The following is a 19531-nucleotide window of genomic DNA, read 5'->3' as shown; positions in this document are numbered from 1 at the left end:
GCGTCTGAATCGGCTTCTCGTCATTCCGCCGCAGTTTCACGTGAGTGGGGAATGCGGCGCCGCCGAGCCCGACCAGTCCGGCCTCGCGCGCGGCATCGGCGATTTGCCCCGGCTCGTAGTGCTCGAAACCATCCGTCGGCCATTCGCCGCCGAACAGATCCTCGAGCAGCGCATCGCCGGAAAGGGGCTGCTCGTCGGCCGCCTTGATGGGCACGACGGCGACGTGGCGGCCGTTGGGGAGCGTCGCGACCGAAAGACGCCCGACGATGCCGCTCACGCTGGCATGCACCGGTGCCGACACGAATGCCGCCGCCTCGCCGATCTTGTCACCCAGCGAGACCTCGGCCTTCGGGTCCACGATCGCCTGGCACGGCGCGCCCAGATGTTGGAGCAGCGGAATGCGCACCTCAGCCGGCATCGGCAGGACCTCGATCGGCGCCTCCGCCGTGAAGTGCTTGCGCTCAGGCGGATGAGCGCCGCCCGCGAAGCGACCTTTCCCCGTGGTGAGAGCCATCAATGCGGTGGTCCGTCGTCCCGTGGTTTCCGCAGCAACAGCTTCGTCGCGATCACCGCGCAGGTCACGCCCGCGCCGAACCCGACGGCGGCGCCCAGCAACTGTCCCACAGAGCCGGCGGCGAAACACGCCGCGCCGACGAGCGCCAGGACAATCGGCGCCAGAAACAGCCCGCTCGCGGCCAGCCCCAGGCGCCGGCCGGAGAGAAGCGTCCCGTCCTCATCGCTTTGCGCGGGGCAATCCCGAATCGGGCAGCCCGAGCAGGAAGCGCGATTCGCCTCTGTTGGCTCGTCATTGGCAGGCATAGGGCTTGTTGCGGCGATGAGCGTTGTGCTGCCGGGAGCGCGTGTCGCGATCGTGCGCTGAAGAGGCAGTCGCAGCAGGGCTGTGGTTCGACCGCCCTGGCGAGTCATCGCATCATGATCAACTCTTACGGCGGCTTCGGCGCCAGTCCTTCTTTCGCCCGCCCCCGCCACTAGGCGTCGCGACCCGTCTCAAGCCTCAGAGTCGCAAAGCCGCTGCATATTGCCGTACCGCAAACACAGGCTCACGGCTCCTGCGCGCCGTACGGCGCGGCCGCCTTGCTCATCAGTCGCCATTCGCCGCGCTTCGGACGCTCCAGCAGGAACACCGTCACCGTGCGCGTCGCGGGGTCGGTGACGATGAAAGTGTCGCGGTCGAGAACCGTTACCACCGGTGCACACGCGCCGGCGCCAAGCATCGACGGTGCACGCGTCAACAACGTGCTCGCTGGTACGACCGGCCCCGCGCCGGGCATCTGCACCATCGCCGCCCGCGGCCCGTAGTCCACAAGCTCAATCTCCCTCTCGCCCCGCTGCCCTGCGCCGAGCAAGCCCACGCCGGGAGCGATCCACACCGTCGCCGGGCTCTCGCCTGCGGGAGCGGCCGAGACCTTCACCGCGTTGGGGAAGCTCCCCGCCGGCGTCGTCGTCGGCTGCGGCTGCACGTCGCGGATGGTGACCGTGCCTTCCTCGGGGAACTGCCACTGTGACCCAACCTTCAATTCCGGCATGACAATGTCGAGCGGCGCGGTTTCTCCCGACCGAGCATCCATCCACGCCCTGATGGCCGTCCGGTCCGGAGCGACCACGACGCGGATCGCCAGGCTCACCTCGTCGCCGACGGACACCGCCACCTTCAGTGCCGTCCCCGCGTCGGAAGGCGATGCCTCGACGATGCGCATCGTCACGTTCGTCTCGCCCTGATCAATCCTGTAGCTCCAGAACGACCCCGCCCGCAACTCGGGCGGCCCCTGCGGCGAGAGATTGAGAGACATCAGAATCAGCACCATCATCGAGATCCCTGCCTGCATGGTTCCGGGTCCTCCTTTTCGTCGTTCTCGATCAGCGGCGCGGCGCCCCCCTGCCGTGCGTCCCGCCGGCTGTGTTCGCGAGCGTGTCGGCCGCGCCGCGGAGGTCGTTCACTCCACCGCCAGTTCCGGCTCCAGCGGCGTGCAGCCGGGCTGATTGCGCATCCCCAGCAGCCACTCCGGTATCGGCTCGCCGGCATCCGCGACCGCCAGGTCCGCCATGCTCTGGCACACGTCGTCGTGTTCCCCGGCGACATTGCGCGTCAGGCCCGGGTCGGCCTCGAAGTCATACAGCCGCTCCGCCTCGCGCCCGAGAAACGCGTTGTACCAGTACTTCCCCTCGCGCACCATGACGAACGGCCCCCACGCCGTGGTTGTATGATCGCGATGCGAGTTCTCATCACCGCGCAGCAGCGCCGAGAAATCCAGCCCCGACATCGTGTCCGCCGGCTCCAGCCCGAGCAGGCGCAGCATCGTTACCGGAATGTCGTGCGACATCACCAGCGCATCGCTGCGCCGCGCCTTGATCCCCGGCCCCCGAATCAGGAGTACGAGGTCCGCGATCTCTCGCGACATCGGGTGCCCCTGCTTCGACACGAGCCCGCGCTCGCCCAGGCAGTGCCCGTGGTCGGACACGACGACGATGATCGTGTTCTCCGTCAGCCCCAGGCGCTCGATGGTGTCGAGCAGACACCCGAACCAGCGGTCCACCATCGTCACCTCGCCCGCGTAGTTCGCGCGCAGGCGCTTCAGCTCCGCCTCGGTCAGGGGATGCGACGGCCCATAGGGCGAGAGGGCGACGTTGCGCACCTCGTCGCCGCTCGAATCGTAGAGCCGGCGATAGTAATCCGGCGGATCCCACGGTTCGTGCGGGTCGAACGACTCCACCGTCAGGAACAGGCGCTCCGCATCCCGGTTCTGCTCCAGCCACGCCGACGCCGCGCGGAACACCTGCGGCGCGAAGAAGTCCTCCTCGCATCGCCGCTCCGCGACGTTCATCAAATACTGCCGCATCAACCGGTAGCCGCGGCGCTGCTCCAGCGGGCGATCCGACTCCCCCTCGGGCAAGTGCTTCTCGATCAGCTCCGGCGCCGGCGGCGGGCCGGAGCGGTACTTGTCGCTCTCCTGCCCGCGAATCCATGTCCACTGATCGAAGCCGCGCGCGTAGTTCTTCGACGGCTTGAACTGATGATAGACATCGCTGATGAGACCGGTGCGATAACCCGTGGCGTTGAGTATCTCGGAAATCGTGTGCCGCTCCTCGCGCATCGGCCCCCACCCCGGCGCGCCCACGAAATCGCCCTTGTACGCCCGATGATCGGCGAACGGAAACACGCGCGCGCCGGTGTACAACCCGCGGCGAAACGGCAGCGTGGGTAGCGATTCGGGATATGCCGCAGTGAACAGCGCGGCGTCCTGCGCGAACGCGTCGAGGTTCGGCGTGTGAATCCACTCATTGCCGTACGCCCCGATGTGATCCGGCCTCATGGTATCAAGTACGACGTAGATGCAGTTCACTCCGTTCGCCCTCCGATTGCTGATGCAGGTGGTGAGTTCGGCGCCACCGTTATCCGGGCGCGCCGGCTGCCACGCCCCTTTACCTCGCCGCTCTGCGGACGAGCGCGCCGCCGATGGCCACGCCGATAATGTTCGGCGTCCACGCGGCCCACAGCGCGGGGAACGCGCCCCGTCCCGCGAGTATCCCGAGGTAGTTCCAGATCACGTAATAGATGAAGATGATGAGGACGCTCAGCCCCAGCCCCAGTGCCGACCCGGTGCGCGGCGAACGCAAGCCGAGCGGCGCGCCGATAAGCGCGAAGATGAGGCTGGCGAACGGCACCGACAGCTTGTGATGCCACTGGACGCGCAGCTCCGGCGCGGGCACGCCTTCCTTCGCCAGGCGCGCGAGGTAATCGCCCAGCTCGCGCCAGGTCAGCTCCTCCGGCTCGCGCCGCCGCAGTGCGATGTCCTCGGGATCGTGGCCGAGGTCGAACCGCAGCGGATGATCCTTGCGAATGATGAGCGTGCTCTTGCGATACGGGTCGAGGTGCTGCAGGAAGCCGCCGTAGAACTCCCACTTCGCGCCGCGCCACTCCGCGCGCTCGCCCTGGATCACCAACACCGGCTCGCCGGCCGTATACTGCACGTAGGTCACGTCGCGCAGCTCGCCGCGGGCGCGGTTGAACTCGCGGGCGTAGATCAGGTTGCGGATCTCGCCCTGCTCGAGCGCGCGCACCAGGACGTGCTGCTGCGTCCCACTGGCTTGCTTGGCGGCGCGCGCCAGGAGATCCTCCGCCGCCCGCGTGCTGCGCGGCACCACGAGTTCGTTGAACGCGATGGTGAACAGGCTGATACCGACGCCCGCCGCGATCACCGGAATCATCACGCGGCGAAAGCTCACCCCGCCCGCGCGCATTGCCGTCGTTTCGCCGTCCCCGCTCATCCGCCCGAACGCCAGCAGCGTCGCCAGCAGCGTCGCCATCGGGAACGTCAGCACGAGATACCCCGGCAGCCAGTAGAGGAACACCAGCAGCGCGTCGCCCAGCGGCATCCCTTGCTCCGTCACCAGGCGCGCGAACTTGAACAGGAGATTCCCCGCGATGAAGACCGTCGCGAACGCGGCGACGCCGAACAGAAACGGCGCCGCCAACTCGCGCAGCACATAGCGATCAAGGATTCTCATGCGTCATCCGGCTCCGCGGCGTCGGCCGCCGCCTCCGCAGCCTTCCGTTGCTACTTCGTAGGGCAGGAGCTTGTCTCCTGCCCAGGCAGGCATCCTTCACGTCCCCGCACCGGTTTCCCCGAGGAACGACCTCAAGCCCCCCGGAGATCGGCCCGCCGCCCCGGACCGGCGAGTCTGTCAGCCGCCGCACGCGACGCCCCCAACTCGGCCAAATCCGTCTGCAAGAGCGCGGAACACTCGGCCCGCGCCAGCGGTCTAACCTGCGAGAGCGCTTTGCAGGAGGAGGCCTGAGATGGAGAACAAGCCTGTTCCGGAAACGGATGGGAAGGCCGGCCGGTTCCCTCGCCTGCCGAGGTGGGGGCTCGCGGTCGTCGTCGTGCTGCTCGTGCTTGCGGGGTTTGCGATTTTGCCTCTGTTCTCGCGGGCCCGCGAGGCGGCGAGAAGGGGCCCCCCATCCACGGAGATGGGGCTATCCATGAACTACAGCGACGCCGTTGACCTCGAGGTGGCCCGGGCATCCGCCGCAGCGGCTCGCCCATTGTTCATGAGAGGCGGCGGCCAAGGCGTGCCTGCCGGCGAAGCAGGGATGGTGATGACCGCCCTCCCCGGGCTCGAGACCTGGGATCGGCAGTTGATCCTCACCGCGGTGATCGCGCTCGAGGTCGGCGACGTTCGCGCGGCCTATGACGCGGTGCAGACGATCGCCGACGGCGAAGGCGCCCTGATCACCTCCGCCTCACTCCAGGCGGGGTCGCGCCACGTCAAAGAGGGCGAGGAAGACAAGGGCTACGGGCGCGCAGCCGTCGTGCTCCGCATGCCCCAGAGCCGATTTCACGCCGTGCACCGGCGACTGCTCGACCTGGCACCCGGCCTCGACGGAAGGATCCTGAAGGACGAGGTCTCCAGCCAAGACGTGACCGAGGAATACGTTGACCTCAAGTCGCGCCTCCGCCACTGGCAGTCCCAGGAGACGCAGCTGCTCGAGATAATGCGGCGCGCGCAGAAGATCCCGGACATCTTGTCGGTGCGCAACCAGCTGTCGGAGGTGCAGCAGGAGATCGAGCGCATCACCGGCAGGCTGAGGTTCCTCGAGAACCGCGTGGATCTCTCGACCATCACGGTCGAGATCGTGCAGAAGGACAGCGAGGGCGCACAGCCGACCATCGCATCGAACTGGAAGAGCGCGGGCAAGGCGATCGCCGTCGCGTGGACGAAATCGCTACGAGACGTCGTGTACGTGCTGGGCCTGATCGGCATCGGGTTCACGTACGTGTTTCCGTTCGCGGTGCTCGCCGTAGTAGTCTACGTCGTGGTGAGGACTGCCCGCAGAAAGGCGCGCGCCGCGGCCGGCGCGCGGTAGGTTGCAGCGGACGGGCACAGGGAGCCGGCCTGTGCCCGTCGCTCGACTTACGTCGCCATCATCGCCCGTTGGCCGCCCGTCCGGGCCCCGCCTGCGCCGCGCGTTGACTCGGGAATCCGGGCGCGTCGGGTGCCACGTCGAAGCTGTTGTTGCGCCAGGTATGCGCGTCCTCGGTGGTCTGATTGAACCGCACGGCGCCTTCCGGCGTATTGTAGATCACGTTATCCTCGACCAGATAGCCCGTGCTCCCCTCGTCGAAGAAGATGCCGTTGTTGGGCGACTTGGCGCAGGTGGATTCGTGGCGGTGGACGTCGTGAATCAGGTTGCCGCGCAGCACCGTGCCCGGCTGCAGCCCCAGCGTGTAGATCCCGCCGCCGTCGGCCAGCAGCTTCATGACGTCGTGAATGTGATTGTACTCGACGACGTTGCCCCGGCAGACCGTCGGCGTGTCGTTCCAGATGAAGCCGACCGATATGCCCGTGTAGGGCAAGTCGTGCACCAGATTGTGGGCGACGACGGTTCCGTCAGTGAACGCCACCCAGATACCCACTGCGCCGTGATACTCCACGCCGCAGTCCTCAACGCGGTTATCCCGGATCACATTGCGGCGCGGCACGTCGGCCGCCGGCGGCTCTCGATCCGCATGATATAGGTGGCACAGGTTCTCGCCGACCATCAATCCGTTCGCCCCGGCGTCGAAGATACGATTGCGCTGAATCAGGTTGTCGCAGCAGCCTCGGCGCAGGCTGAGCCCCGTGCCCTCGGTGTGTGCGATCTCACACTCGATCAGACTACACCGCTCGGCGTACTCCCACTCAACCGCCGAGTCAATCCGCAAATTCTCCAACGCGTCATCACTCGCGCCGCCGGCGGGCTCCGGCGGGAAGTGGAAGCATGCCTGGATGCCGTTGTATCCATGACCCGGCGGCGCCCACCGCGCGTGGGCGAAACGAAGGCCCGTGAAGTGCAGGTTGCGCACCGGGCGCTCGCGCGCGCCGGCCAGCGTCAGCAACCGGCTCAACGCCGGGGCGACCGCCCTCACCTGCGACGCGTCCTCTTCGGCTCGCGGCCGATAGCGCAGAACGGCTGCGCCGCGATCGAGGTGCCACTCGCCGGGCCGGTCGAGCATCTCCACCGCGTTCTCGAAGTAGCACGCCATGTTGGCCGCGGGCCGGATCGCCGAATGCCCCTCGACGTGCGGCGGAGCGAGGATCACGCGGCCGGCCGCCTCGTCCGCCGCCGCGAGCCGCTTGCGCGTAACCTCCCAGGCGCCAAGCACGACCACCTCGACGTTCTCGATATCACGCCACGCCCTGGCGAGCCCGCGAGGGAGATCGAGGGCGAACGTGCTCAGATCCTCGCTCAGCTCGGCCCGCTCAAGTGTCCAGTATGGGTGCGCGTCGTCGCGGTTGGGGGTTCGCGCCCGCGGCGCGCGCGCGTCATCCACGAACAAGGACCGGGGCGCGCCTTCCAGCCCCGGCACGTGCGCCGTCCGTAGACCTCCGGACTCGCGCCGCCAGCCCGCGATCCGCCTGCCGCCGCTGATGATCGGGCTCTCCCCGGGATAGGCGGCATACGTTATGGAGTGTTCGTCGGTGCCGGAATCCTCGGGCCCGAAGACCACCGGCTCGTCCAGCTCATATACGCCGCCTCGCAGGAGCACCGTCACGTCGCGCGTCAGCCTCTGGGCGATCTTTTCGCGCACGGCATCGCGGGCGCGCGCGAGTGTCCGGAAGGGCGCACGCTCGGTGCCCGAGTTGGCATCATCGCCGCCCGGGGAGACATGGAAATCCGCATCGGCGCATACGGCGTCGTCATCGGTGGTCACGATGAGCCCCTTTCGAGGTCGCGAGTCATCTCTCGCTGGGAGTCAGCGGGCCCGCTCGCGCTAGTCCCAGTAGCTCTTCCGCTTCTCTGGTAGGCCGAGCAGGCGCCGCGCGTTTTCGCTTGCGATGGCCTGGCGCACTTCCTCGCTCACATCAAGCGCGCGCAGCCATTCCACCTGCGGCATCGGCTGGTCCTGCCCCAGGTAGTCCGTCCCGAACAGCAGCTTGCGCCAGTGGCGCCCGATGAAACCCATCGCGAACTCCGGGTCGCGGGTCATCGCGTTGTACCCCGACCCCGCGGAGAGGTCGGCGTAGAGGTTATCGTACTCCGCGAGCAGGCGGTCAACCACTCCGCCCGGCGTGATCGGGCGCTTGGGATAGCCGCCCGCGCCGTCGTCATCGCCGGAGATGGCCGCCCAGAACCCCGGCCCGTGCCCGACGAACTTCACATCGGCGAACTCCTTCAGGCACGACTCCAAGCGAGGCAGCCCGACCTCGTCCCAGCACAACCCGGGGTTGATCTCGAAATCCAGCGCTAGGCCGTGCTCGTTGCATTTCGCGTAGATGACTTTGTTGCGCTCGTCGTCGAAGGCGAGGCCGTTGACGTGCTCGCCGAAGCCCTTGCAGCCGTGCTGCGTGACGAAGTAATCAATAAACTGCGCGGCCAGCGGATAGCGCGGGTCAACGCAGCAGAACGCGATGAGCCGCTCCGGGTACATGTCGCGCGCCGCCACCGCCTCCTCGGTCAGGAAGTACCCCCACGAGCCCTCCGGGCTTTCCAGGGGCAGCAGCACGCTGATCTCGATGCCCTCGCGATCCATGCGGTCAATCAACTGGTGCGCGGATAACGGCGAGTACTGCGGATACCGCTCGCGATACATGTTGCCGATGTGAACGTGGAAGTCAATCATGAACCGCTCCTCTCCCGCCTGCGGCACTCCCCGCGCGCCACGATTTCGGCGCGCGCACGGCTCGGCCCTGTCGCCGGCCGGGGAACTCGGACACCCTATCGCTCCGCCGCAAGCGCAGTTTGCTCGTCCCTCAACAACCGCGCAGGCCGCCAGGAACGGGACGGCGCGCGTCGAAGCTCCCAGGAATCCGCCGGACAGCGGCAAGCTACGATAGAAGGAGAGAGAGTGAATGTCAGAACCTGTGACCCTCGGCCTCATCGGCTGCGGCGGCATGATGGGCGCCCACCTCCGCGGCCTGAAGCACCTCTGGGAGGCCGACCTGCGCGACTTCCGCGTCGTCGCGACGTGCGACATTGATAAGGCGAAGGCCGTCAGATTCGCGGATGAGATCGAAGCCGTCCAAGGCGCGCGGCCGAACGTGTACACCGATGTCGCAAAGCTGCTCGCCAAGGAGAAGAACCTGGAGGCGGTTGACATCTCGACCGTCCACCGCGCCCACCACACCGTCGCGATCCCGTGCTTCGAGGCGGGCAAGCACGTCACGATCGAGAAGCCGCTCGCGCTGACTATGCGCGCGGGCAAGCTGATGCTCGACGCCGCGGGCAAGGCGGGCACGGTGTTCCAGGTCGCCGAGAACTACCGCCGCTCCCCCGACTACCGCGCCATCAATTGGGCCATCAAGTCGGGCCGCATCGGCAAGCTCCGCATGATGTTCTGGATCGACGTCGGCGAGCGCCGCTGGTACTGGACCTGGCGCGAGCACCGCAGCGAGGCCGGCGGCGGCTGGGTGCTCGACGGCGGCGTCCACCACGCCGACCTCTTCCGTTACCACGTCGGCGAGGTCGTAACCGTATCCGCGCAGGTCGAGAAATTCGATCCCATTCGCTACCGCAAGGGCGAGACGCTGGAAGACCCCGTCGAGGTTGACGTCGAGGACTGCGTCATGGCGCTGCTGACGTTCGACAACGGCGCGCTCGGCGAATGGACCTCGACCTCCGCTGCCCCTGGCGTGGGTTTCAACCGGCACGGCGTGTACGGCGAGGAGGGCTCGCTGATCTTCGGCGAAGGGCTGGTGACGCGCGACGGCAAGATGACGATGAAGCGGCTCGTCCGCAAGTACATGGCGAGCCTGTCCAGGGACGAGAAAGAGCGCTGGTTCCCGGGCGGCGTGACCGATACGGTCGCGACAGAGCTGGAGGAATTCTTCCGCGCGATCCGCGGCGGGCCGCAGGTCGAGATCACCGGCCTCGAGGGGTACAAGGACCAGGCGATCTGCGAGGCGGTGTACGAATCGGCGGCAGCTGGCAAGCCGGTGCGCGTCGCCGACATCGAGTCGCTCAAGATCGAGAAGTACCAGCGCGACCTCAACGAACAGGTCGGCATCGCGTAGCGGCACAGTCAACTTCTCGGCCACGCGGCCCCGCCACACGCGCACGGGTCCCGAGCGCCCAAGACTTCCTCCCCCTACTAGAGGGAGGATCGAGGTGAGGGTGACACGGTTCGGATGTGCACGACTCGATGGGTGTCACCCTCTCGCGGGCGCAGATGAGCGCGCCCGCCGACACCACCTCGCCGCTCGTTGACGCCGACCGGAGCCTATTGTAGCATTGAGCTGGAACAGCGGGCGCCTGGCTGGCTTCACATGCGGCGCCTTCGGGAGATCGCATCGGTGCACGTCTTGTCCGTAATTGCAGCCGCTCCTTGCACGTTCATTCTGTTCTCCGCCCTACCGGACAGTGGGTGTCTCGCCGAGTACGCGGCGGAGTTCGCCCGCGCGTACGAGAGCCGCGGCGGCCCGGCTCTCGTCATCGGCCACCGCGGGGCGCCGACCGAGGCGCCGGAGAACACGCTGGCCGCATTCCGCAAGGCGCTCGACCTCGGCGCCCACGGCGTCGAGTTGGACGTGCGCCTCACGGCGGATGGCCATCTCGTCATCATGCACGACGACACGGTAGATCGCACGACCGACGGAACCGGCGCCGTCGCCGACATGACGTTGGAACAGATCCGGAGCCTATCCGCGGGCGGGGAAACGGTGCCGACGCTGCACGAGGCCTTGCAGACGGTGGCGCCGCGCGGCGAGGCGATGCTCGACCTCAAGTTTTCCGGGACTTCGGAGCGATGGCGCGAGTTGGTCGAGAAGACCGTCGCCGTGATCGAGGAGTTGCGCTGCGCGAAATCAGTGCGCTTCCTGATCTACGATTGGAACGCGGTGCCGCTGGTGAAAGAGCACCCGGGGATTCGCCTCTACCTCGACATCTACCGAACGCCGCCCGGGGAAGTCATCGAGCGGTTCGGCAAGGAGCTGGCCAACCCCGATCACTGCATCCTCTACGCTTGGTGGGACCGGATTGAATTCGAGCAAATACGCGAGGCGCACCAGCTCGGCTTTCGCATCTGCATCTTCCACCCCTCAGGCGACGTGCAAGGCCTCGAGAATTTGCTCCGCATGGGGGCCGATGCGATCCTCACCGACCACACTCGACTACTGCTCGACCTGCGTGCGGAAATCAAGCCGGGATGAGGGTCAATCGCGGGCGACCGCGCGGCGCCAGGACGTCCGCACGCGCCGCCGCGCTTGGCACCGCGCTCACCGGCTGAAGCTGAGCAGCATCGCGGAGAAGCCGGCCATGCGCACGCGCAGTTCATCGCGAGCGAGTGCGACCGGTTCCGGCTGCGGCAATTCGCTCGCCTCGAGCAGGGCCGCGCGCTGGGCGGGCGTCAGTTCCTGCGGACCGCCGATCGCCTCCCACGCAAGGTAGGGATCGCAGCCTCCGGGCGCAATCGCAACCGCCGCGCACCGCCATTCGCCCGACGGCAGGTTCGCGAGCCGGACGGTGACCTCCGTCTCATATGGCTCATGCCGGTAGTTCTCGATCAGGTTGTAGAGCATCACCCAGGCTCTCCGCCCGTCCTCGGATACGCACGCCAGCCCTCCTACGGGCTCGTTGGATGACTCGCACGCGATGCGCCTGCCGACCATCCGGTCCAGCAGCTCGAACGCGCGGAAGCTCGGCTTGGGGATGGTTGTCTTGGTGAACAGCGCCAGCCCGCCCATGAAGCCTTCGTGCGCGTGCGGCGGGCCTTCGCCGAGGCAGAACGGCAGTGCCAGGGTAATCCCGGCGTCCATGAACTCCCGCACCGCCATCACGCGAAACGCCGCGTCGTACGGGCGATCGTGGACCGGGTTGTTGCTCGACGCGCAGCCCCACTCGGTGATCAGCGTCGGGAGGTCTTTGTACTGCGGGAGTTCGTCGAGGATACGCCGCACGTCGTTGAGGCTCGCGCGGATGTTGCCGAACGCGGGCAGGCCCACGCCCACGGTGTAGATGTGCCATGACAGGAAATCCACCCGGCAGCCGGTTCCGCCGGTCGCGTCGTTGCGGCCCGATGCGCAGTGCTCGAGGAACGCGCGACACCACCCGGTGCCCGCGCCGCCCGGCCCACCGATGCGAATCTGCGGATCCGCCGACGTCGCCCCCGCCACCGCGTGGTCGTAGATCTTCAGATACTCCTCGAGCGTTCCCTTGAAGTAGCCCTCCGCGTCCGGCTCATTCCACACCTCGAAGTACCAGTTGCGGATGTCATCGCCCCACTGCTCCCTGCAGTGCACCACGATCTCGCGGACGAGCTTCTGCCACTTCAGGTATTCCGCCGGCCCGCGGGGCGGGTAGGGATTGTGCCATCCCAGGCCACCGTCGCGCGTCGCGAGTTCCGGCGGCATCGTCTCGAGGACGACCACCGGCCACATCCCGTTGTCCACGACGGCGCTGATGTTGCGGTCGAATGTCTCCCAGGTGTACGCCGCGTTGCCGTCCGTATCCTCGGAGTAGATGTGCGGGTCGTGCACGCAGTCGTGCATGCGGAGGTAGCGGAACCCGAACCGCCGCGCGTGGCGCATCGCGTTGACCTGCGTCGGCGTCGCGACCCGGTCCATGTACGACACGTCACTGCCGATCCAGAGGTGGCGGAACTCCCCGAGGTCACGCGCGAAGTCCACGGTAACTGTCGCTCGTTCGAGATCAACGGGCTTGCGAGGAATCGTCCCCGGCTCGTCGAGGAACTCGAGCGAGATATCGTCGAACCACGCGGTGCCGGTGGTCTGCTCGCCCCAGAGGTGGCAGTGGACCGACACGTACGCGACGTCGCGCGAGAGGAGCACCGTGCGTTCGTGGCGCGTCCAGTCGTGACTGCCGTCAACCAACGCGACGTCGCTGTGGCCGACGGGCTCTTTCGTCGCGTTATAGCTGATGAGCTGAAGCGCCGCCTTGTGCCAGGGCTGCGCGCCGGTCACGACGTTCTCCGTCCTCAGCCAACCGATGACCTTGACGCGCCCGCCGGGGTAGGGAACGAGCTCCGAGCGCATGCCGCCATGCGCCGACACCCGCAGCGCCCGCCCGCCGGAATGGGAGGTCCCCGTATCCGGCGCCCCGCCTTCGCCCCACGGCAACCGCTCCCAGCCCTCGAGTGCCTGCGCGGTCCCCGCCTCAAATCCACCGTTTGGGATAAGCCCCGCGCCCGGTTCCGCAAGGACAACGCCGCAGACCAGAAGGCCGATGGTACAGACGATCACACGATGCACCGCCACGGGCAGCTCCTGTCATTCCCTCCGCGAAGCCGTCACGCGATCACGGTTGCGTCCACGCGGTCTCCCAGGCGTCAAGCCCTTCTTTCCGCTTTGGTATAGGTCACTCCCAACCTAGCGCAGAACTGCATCACTTTGTCCTCAGGAATCTCAGTTGAGATTGACAACGGGTGATCAGGGGCGTCGTACCATTCCAATAGCACCTCGTCGCCTTTGTACACGTGCACGTGATCAGCGACTTCGGGTTCCGCATGGTGCTCCGCCAACTGTGCCAGGCCAGCTAGATTCTCCCGCGTGACGGGAATGTGAAGGACTTTCGGGCGCGGCCAGATCGTGCCCATCGCCACCTTGCTCGTTTCCCGGGCTGCGCGCGTGTAGGCGTACAATCGGATCTCCCTGGCGAGCGCGCACCCCTCAAGGTAGAGAACCGACCCTTCCGGAACGAGATCGGGAAGCGCGCGGAAGAACTCCCGATAATCCTTGGTAGACGACACTTCCCAGTGAGGCCCCGGGCCGAGCTCAATCCCGTGTCGCTCTTCGGCGGGTACATAGTTCAGTAGGTTTGCCAACACCCTTGACAGCCGGGCCATGATATCCCCCAATCCTCCGCATCCCGTGCCCAACATGTTAGACCCGCCGGGCCGCTTTGGCAACTACGCGAAGGGGCCGATGGCGGAGATCTGCATGGCTTGCGGTCGCAGGGCCGCCGCCGGCCATCGCCGAAACAGTGCGCGGAATCCTGACGGAGGACTTATATGCCGGGTACGATCCTGCTGGGCATTGACGTCGAATCGGCTTCGGACGACTCGCGCGGCTACGCAGAGTACGCAACCGAGATGTATCACGACCTCAGCGTCCCCGTCACCTATTACGTGACCGGGCGCGTTCTCGAGATGCACCCCCAGGTCTTCGCGGCGCTCGAGCACGACCCCCTGATAGACCTCCAGTGCCACACCTACGACCATATCCTGCTCAAGACGGTGTTCATGGATCTCCCGCCCGGGATTGCCGGCCACGACGACAAGCGCCAGTATCTTCGGCGCGGCGTGACGCTTGAGGAGACTGACGCCGACCTCGTCCGATGCGGGCGCGTGTTCCAGGACGTCCTCGGCCGCGAGCCGCGCGGACTGACCGGCCCCTGGGGGTATTATCGCGGCCTGCAGGACCGTCCCGACATACTCGAAATCGTGCACCGGCACGGCTTCCGGCACCTGCGGACCTTCGCCCGCAATGAACACGACTGCCAGCCCGTGCCGCTGGACTGGCAGCCGTTCTTCTACGAGACGCAGGGGTTCGACGACGTGCTCGAGATCCTCGTCCACGATTACCAGGACGACTTCTACTGGCGCATGTTCGCGCGCCCCGGCCCGGATGACACGTACCAGGCTCACCTGAGGACCGTCGCCCGGCGTGTCGCGCAGGATGACCTGGTGTGGAGCGCCTGCTCGCACGACCACGGCTGTGCTACTCGCCAGAGCTTCGAGCACAAGAGCACGTGGCTGCGGGACTTCATCACCTACGCAAAGGATACGGGTATCCGCTTCACGACCGCGGATCGGTACTATGAGGAAGCGCTTGCCGGCAGACGCGGCGCGTGACCCGCGATCATAGTGGCGCAAGCGTCTCGCTTGCGCCGAGCGACAGCTTCATGCGCGCCCCGCGCTCGCCGCCTACGCGATCGCCGCGAGCGCCTTCTCGATCTCCGAGATCGCGGCGTCCTCGATCTTCCGCGCCTCGGACAGGATCTCTTGCTCGCGGCGGCGCACGCGCGCAGTCCAGCTCCGCAGCGATTTCCCGCTCGACGGGCTGAGGAAGGCGTCTTTGCTCGCGAATACCTGCCCGAAGAGATCGCTCTCCTGCTCGTAGAGATCGGCTGCGCGAGAGAGCGCGGCGCCGGCGTCGCCGTTCAATCCCCCGGACGCCTCGCGCAGGAATGCCACGGCGGCGCGCCTGGCGTCAGCCATCGTGTTGAAGTTCCACCAGTTGACGTGATGGAAGAGCTTCTTCTCGTCGGTCGAGAGCTTCCCGTCCGCGAGATCCTCGATCCAGCGGGCAAAGGCCGCGGCGCCGTACCAGTACTCGCCGGGGCCTTCGGCATGCCGCTCGCGCTTCCAGTTCCGCACCGCGATTCGCAGTCCCTCGATCACCGCCGCGCGGTGCGACAAGGCCTTGCCGCGCTCGCCCACGAACGCGATCAGGAAGCCGAGTTTCGAAGGCGGGAGTCGCAGCGGATCTTCGCCCTGGAAGTAATCGCGCAGCAGCAGCATCTTGCCGCCGTCCTCGTAGCCGTATACCACGTCCATGTTGAGCCGCGGCTCGTACGCGAGCACCGGCCGCCCCGCGTCAATCGAAGCCATGATTTCGGCCGTCAGGCGTTCCACGTTGGACGGATCGTTCGCCGCCAAGAATCCCCAGCGAATCGGCCAGCCGGTGGCCTTGGTAAAGGCCTCTGCCGCCTCCGGCATCTCTCCCACCGCCGACGATGGGCACCACCGGCCCCGCTCGTTGCCGCAGAACCACCGCACGCGAAATGCCAAGCCGGTGAAGCCCATGATGTCGGTGTATGAGTAGGGATGCTTGGTCACCGCCAGCGCCGCCTCCAGCGCCCCCGCGAAGGTACACTCCCGCCCCCTGCCCCAGCCCAGCGTCGGCACCTTCTCCAGCACCTTCCGGGCGAACTCCGCAGGCAGCTTGTGCTCGTCGAAAACCTCTTGCACCACAGGTGTTATCTCCTCCGCCGCATAGGTTGCCAGGGCGCCCTTGAGCTTCGCCCTGGCTCGGTGAATCAGGGACTTGGCCGTGCCCAGAGGGATGTCGAGGAAGTCGGCGACCTTGTCGTATGACAGGCCGTCGAGGTGGAACATCGTCAGCGGCACGCGGTACTTCGGCGGCAGCGATGCGATCGCGCGCTGCACCGCCTCCGCCAACTCGCGCCGCTCCACCACCTCCGGCGGCCCGGGGCGGAAGTCCGGAATCTCCAGGCTGTCGAGGTCAACCTGCCCGTCGAGCTGCTTGAACAGACCCGGCCGAAACGCCTTGAGCCACCTCATCGCCACGCTGAACGTCACCCGCCGCAGCCACGCGGCGAAGCGCGGCGGCTCGCGCAGCTGATCGAGATTGACGTACGCCCGGATGAACGTCTCCTGGGCGATGTCCTGCGCATCCGCCCAGTTGCCGACCAAGCTGTACGCCAGGCCGTAGACGTGGCCCTGGTACCTCGCCACCAGCGTGCCGTACGCCTCCGTATCTCCCCCGCGCGTCAGGCCGACGAGGTCTCCATCGGTTGACTCGGCCGCCATACGCTCCTCAGCTTCGCGCCCCATTCCCGCGCGGCGCGTTCATAACAATGATACCAATCCCGCGCAAAAGGTTGCATACGACACGGAAATCACAACGCCCACGCGACCGCCGTCAACACGCGGCGGGGACGGAAGACCTCATCCGCCGGCGGGATGACAGCTCACTTCACCTCGCGCGAAGTCGGCGCGTATCAGATAGCGCTCACCCGAAGGGGCGGTGATCTCAAGGGCAACCGCGTCCTCGCTGCGCTCGGCGATGCGACACGGCGCGGCCTCGGCATACCGCCGCGTCTCTTCGCCATCCGCGCCCGCCAACAGCGCCACCACCGTCTCCTGCACGACCTCGCCGCGCGCGCAGGGCACGGCCTCATCGGAGTACGGGAGGAACACGTCCTCGAAGCAGATGGATGACGCGCCCGCGCGGCGCTCGACGCTGTCGTACAGCGCGATCTGCCCCTCGCCCGACAGAACCGCCAGCCCGACGCGGTTGTCCACGTTGAGCCAGCGCCCCGGCAGGGGAATCGTCCGCGCCCGCGCGCCGGCCTCATCGGGTACGCCGAAGACCACTGCGGCGCCGTTCTCGTGATGGAAGGTCCGCATGTTGCCGTTGAAGATGTCATTGACGACGTGCCAGCGCAGGCCGGCGCGGCGGGTGACCTCGACGGCGTCCGCGGCGGTGCGCCGATCGTAGCGAATCAGCGTGCGGTCGTCGGGCAAGGCGGCGATAGCGATGTCGTGCGTGAACGCGTGCTCGATCGCGGTCGCCGCCAGCCACTCCGGGCGCCACCCCGCATCTTGCAGGCACAGCTTGAACAGGAATCCGCCCCCGCGCACGTATTCCATCAGCCGCGGCCAAGCGGCATCCAACTCGCGCGTGCTGCTGCGATCAACGAACATCGCGTCGTACACCGAGAGATCCGCGCCGGTAACGTCGCGCACGACCTCGTATCGCACCCCGGCGCGATCCAGCGCCTGGCGGCCGATCTGCTCGACCGGCACGTAGCCGAGCCGCGGCCCTTGCCCGCGCAGGAGCGCGACCAGGTTCTCGAACAGCTTTCCGGTCGGCTTGCCGGCCACGTAATCCCCGGCGATCTCGGCCATGGAGATGACCATGGTGCCCTTGCCGATCCGCGCCTGCATGATCGCAGGCCTGCCCTCCACGTCCGCCGCCAGCACGCGCCACTCCGGCGATGCGTACTCAATCGTGTCGAGCGTCGCCATGCCATCGAGGGCAGTGATGCGATGCGGGCGCGCCAGCAGCGGATGATGCGGCGTGCGGATCGCGCCGACGAATGAGTTGGCGTCGCTCAGGCGCAGGGCGCGCGCCACCCCGCCGTCCGCGCGGCGCTCGACGACCTCGCGCCGGCCCTCCAGCATCCGCGCGGCGATCGCGAAACCGCCGGCGAACGGAGTCTCCGCATGGCGCTCGATGCGCTGGGTGTAGTCAAATCCGGCCGCGGTGTATCTCCCGTTGAGGTTGGTGTCCCACTCCATCATGTCTTCGGCGCCGCGTGCGCCGAAGGTCACCTGCAGGGGCCCGCCGCGCGCCCGGTAGCTTACCCCCGCGAAACGGTTGGCGCCGCGTAAACTCACCTGTCCCGATTCGCGGCTCAACAGCACGCCGCCCGCGGCTTCGTCCAATTGCGCCGCGGACGCCGGCTGCGGCCAGTGATCGGCCTGCTTGTGCAGCAGATAGGCCATGCCCAGCATGCACGCGCAGTCGCTGTTCCATTCCGCCGGCCAGCCGCCCATCACGCCGTGGGTGAAGCGCCCCGAAAAGAACGACCCATCCGCCCAATGGCACTGCTCGAACTCGAACGCCGCCACGCGTTGAGTTTCTATCAATCTCGCCGTCGCGTCGCCGTGGTACTGCTGCTGCACAACCAGCGCGGGAATCATGAAGTACAGCCCGTACGCGTAGCGCGGCCAATCCTTGCCCCCGACGTACGCGAATCGGCCCTCCCACAGCGCGAATCGGCGCAGCGTCTCCCACACGTCGCGCACGTGGTGAAACACCGGCGGCGGCGGCTCGTGCCCGAACCGCCGGAAGACATAGACATCCCACGCCAGCGAGTGCAGCGGGCACGCCATGTAGCAGATGTGGAAGAACCCGTGGTTCTCGATGGTGAAGTCGGAATGGATGTTGGCGCCGGCGACCCATTCCGCCACCCGGCGTCCTTCGACGGCGCTGGCGTCGTTCAGATCCGCCGCCACCGACAGCGTATTCATGCAGAACGCGTTGAACCGCTCCCGCCACATCGCCGCGTGCGGGTGCTGCGGGTACAGGCATATCGCCCACGCCAGCGTCTCGCTGTACCAGGCATTCTCCTCGGATTTCGTGTCGCCGTACTCGCCGGTCGGGATTTCGATGTAGCACAGGCGGTCGGCCTCGCTGCTGACGACCTCGGCGAGGCGCGTTCTCTCCGATTCCGACAGGCGATCCCACAGGAGGTCCGCCCCCGTCAGCGCCTTGGAGGTCCACCACGACGACTGCCAGTGATGCCCCCACGGGCGGCCGTCGGTGCATTTCAGGTCCTGGGTGAGGTGGGTGCGCATCCAGTAACGGATCGCCGCGAGCGCGTGCTCTGCGATCCGCGCCTGGGACATGCCGGAAACGGCGGCGTCGTATCCCGGCTCGGTCGCGAGCAGCGCGTAGGTCAGGATGAAGTTCGCGAGCGTACGCTGGCCGTTCTCGTCGCTTTCGCCGTCGCCGAAGTAGCCGACGCCCTCGAAGCCCTGATAGTTATCGTGCCACCCGCGCTCGGCGTAGATCGGGAAGCGCGACAGGATGCGCATGTAATCCGTCGCCATCGCGCCATCCGGCATCGCGGCGGGGCGGAATGCGTCACTCGCTGCCCCAGCAGCGCAGGCGACCCACAGCCCGACGAGCACTGCCGCAGCAAGCCGCTGAGGCTTCCGAACATGAATCATCGGTCAACTCCGTGTTACGCGCTATCAGGCGACAGAAAATGGCTCCACCGCATCCCGGTTGCCCAGGCGCACGACGCGCGGCTCGCCGAGGT

15 protein-coding genes are annotated in these 19531 nt (G+C 67.1%); 4 read left to right on the top strand and 11 right to left on the bottom strand.

All coding sequences use genetic code 11. From position 1 onward, the window contains the following. From JSV65_07945 to JSV65_07925, 5 genes are all read right to left on the bottom strand, one after another. A partial coding sequence (locus JSV65_07945; protein UCH36274.1) for an electron transport complex subunit RsxC occupies positions 1-514 on the bottom strand: 514 nt, incomplete at its 3' end. Then, positions 514-819: a hypothetical protein gene (locus JSV65_07940; protein ID UCH36273.1), complete on the bottom strand. Its 306-nt coding sequence runs from the start codon at positions 817-819 to the stop codon at positions 514-516. The genes JSV65_07945 and JSV65_07940, both read right to left, overlap by 1 nt. A 242-nt stretch (positions 820-1061) precedes the next feature. Then, complete coding sequence (locus JSV65_07935) at positions 1062-1847, bottom strand: hypothetical protein (GenBank protein UCH36272.1); 786 nt, start codon at positions 1845-1847, stop codon at positions 1062-1064. A 108-nt stretch (positions 1848-1955) separates the two neighbouring features. Continuing rightward, a complete protein-coding gene (locus tag JSV65_07930) occupies positions 1956-3362 on the bottom strand; it encodes a sulfatase (GenBank protein UCH36271.1) in 1407 nt (468 codons plus the stop codon). A gap of 79 nt (positions 3363-3441) precedes the next feature. Continuing rightward, positions 3442-4527, bottom strand: coding sequence for an LptF/LptG family permease (locus tag JSV65_07925; GenBank protein ID UCH36270.1), 1086 nt, complete (start codon positions 4525-4527; stop codon positions 3442-3444). A 292-nt stretch (positions 4528-4819) separates the two neighbouring features. Between JSV65_07925 and JSV65_07920 the strand changes: the two genes are divergently transcribed. Next, positions 4820-5887, top strand: coding sequence for a DUF4349 domain-containing protein (locus JSV65_07920; GenBank protein ID UCH36269.1), 1068 nt, complete (start codon positions 4820-4822; stop codon positions 5885-5887). A gap of 58 nt (positions 5888-5945) precedes the next feature. Here the strand turns inward: JSV65_07920 and JSV65_07915 are convergent, their stop codons facing one another. Both JSV65_07915 and JSV65_07910 read right to left on the bottom strand, forming a co-directional pair. Beyond that, positions 5946-7715, bottom strand: a complete 1770-nt coding sequence (locus JSV65_07915; protein ID UCH36268.1) for a right-handed parallel beta-helix repeat-containing protein — start codon at positions 7713-7715, stop codon at positions 5946-5948. A gap of 60 nt (positions 7716-7775) precedes the next feature. Next, positions 7776-8624 carry an amidohydrolase family protein gene (locus tag JSV65_07910; protein ID UCH36267.1) on the bottom strand — a complete coding sequence of 283 codons (849 nt, stop codon included), beginning with the start codon at positions 8622-8624 and terminating at the stop codon, positions 7776-7778. Between the two features lie 229 nt (positions 8625-8853). Here JSV65_07910 and JSV65_07905 point away from each other — a divergent pair, with 229 nt between their 5' ends. Together JSV65_07905 and JSV65_07900 are read left to right on the top strand one after the other, a co-directional pair. Then, on the top strand, positions 8854-10014 hold the full coding sequence (locus tag JSV65_07905; GenBank protein ID UCH36266.1) for a Gfo/Idh/MocA family oxidoreductase: 1161 nt from the start codon (positions 8854-8856) through the stop codon (positions 10012-10014). A 252-nt stretch (positions 10015-10266) separates the two neighbouring features. Next, positions 10267-11148, top strand: a complete 882-nt coding sequence (locus tag JSV65_07900; GenBank protein ID UCH36265.1) for a glycerophosphodiester phosphodiesterase family protein — start codon at positions 10267-10269, stop codon at positions 11146-11148. Between the two features lie 66 nt (positions 11149-11214). Here the strand turns inward: JSV65_07900 and JSV65_07895 are convergent, their stop codons facing one another. Then, positions 11215-13212, bottom strand: coding sequence for a hypothetical protein (locus JSV65_07895; protein UCH36264.1), 1998 nt, complete (start codon positions 13210-13212; stop codon positions 11215-11217). Positions 13213-13283: 71 nt separating this feature from the next. Next, positions 13284-13778 (bottom strand): hypothetical protein, encoded by a 495-nt coding sequence (locus tag JSV65_07890; protein ID UCH36263.1) that lies wholly within the window; start codon positions 13776-13778, stop codon positions 13284-13286. A 186-nt stretch (positions 13779-13964) separates the two neighbouring features. Here JSV65_07890 and JSV65_07885 point away from each other — a divergent pair, with 186 nt between their 5' ends. After that, the gene (locus JSV65_07885; protein UCH36262.1) at positions 13965-14807 is read left to right on the top strand and encodes a polysaccharide deacetylase family protein; all 843 of its coding nucleotides are present in this window, start codon (positions 13965-13967) and stop codon (positions 14805-14807) included. 72 nt (positions 14808-14879) lie between these two features. Here JSV65_07885 and JSV65_07880 read toward each other — a convergent pair whose 3' ends face one another. Together JSV65_07880 and JSV65_07875 are read right to left on the bottom strand one after the other, a co-directional pair. Continuing rightward, the gene (locus JSV65_07880; GenBank protein UCH36261.1) at positions 14880-16508 is read right to left on the bottom strand and encodes a sigma-70 family RNA polymerase sigma factor; all 1629 of its coding nucleotides are present in this window, start codon (positions 16506-16508) and stop codon (positions 14880-14882) included. Positions 16509-16646: 138 nt separating this feature from the next. Further along, the gene (locus tag JSV65_07875) at positions 16647-19439 is read right to left on the bottom strand and encodes a hypothetical protein (GenBank protein UCH36260.1); all 2793 of its coding nucleotides are present in this window, start codon (positions 19437-19439) and stop codon (positions 16647-16649) included. Positions 19440-19531: the final 92 nt, after the last annotated feature.

It is taken from the genome of Armatimonadota bacterium (assembly GCA_020354555.1).
Lineage (GTDB): Bacteria > Armatimonadota > Hebobacteria.
This window is presented reverse-complemented; position numbering and strand designations above follow the sequence as displayed.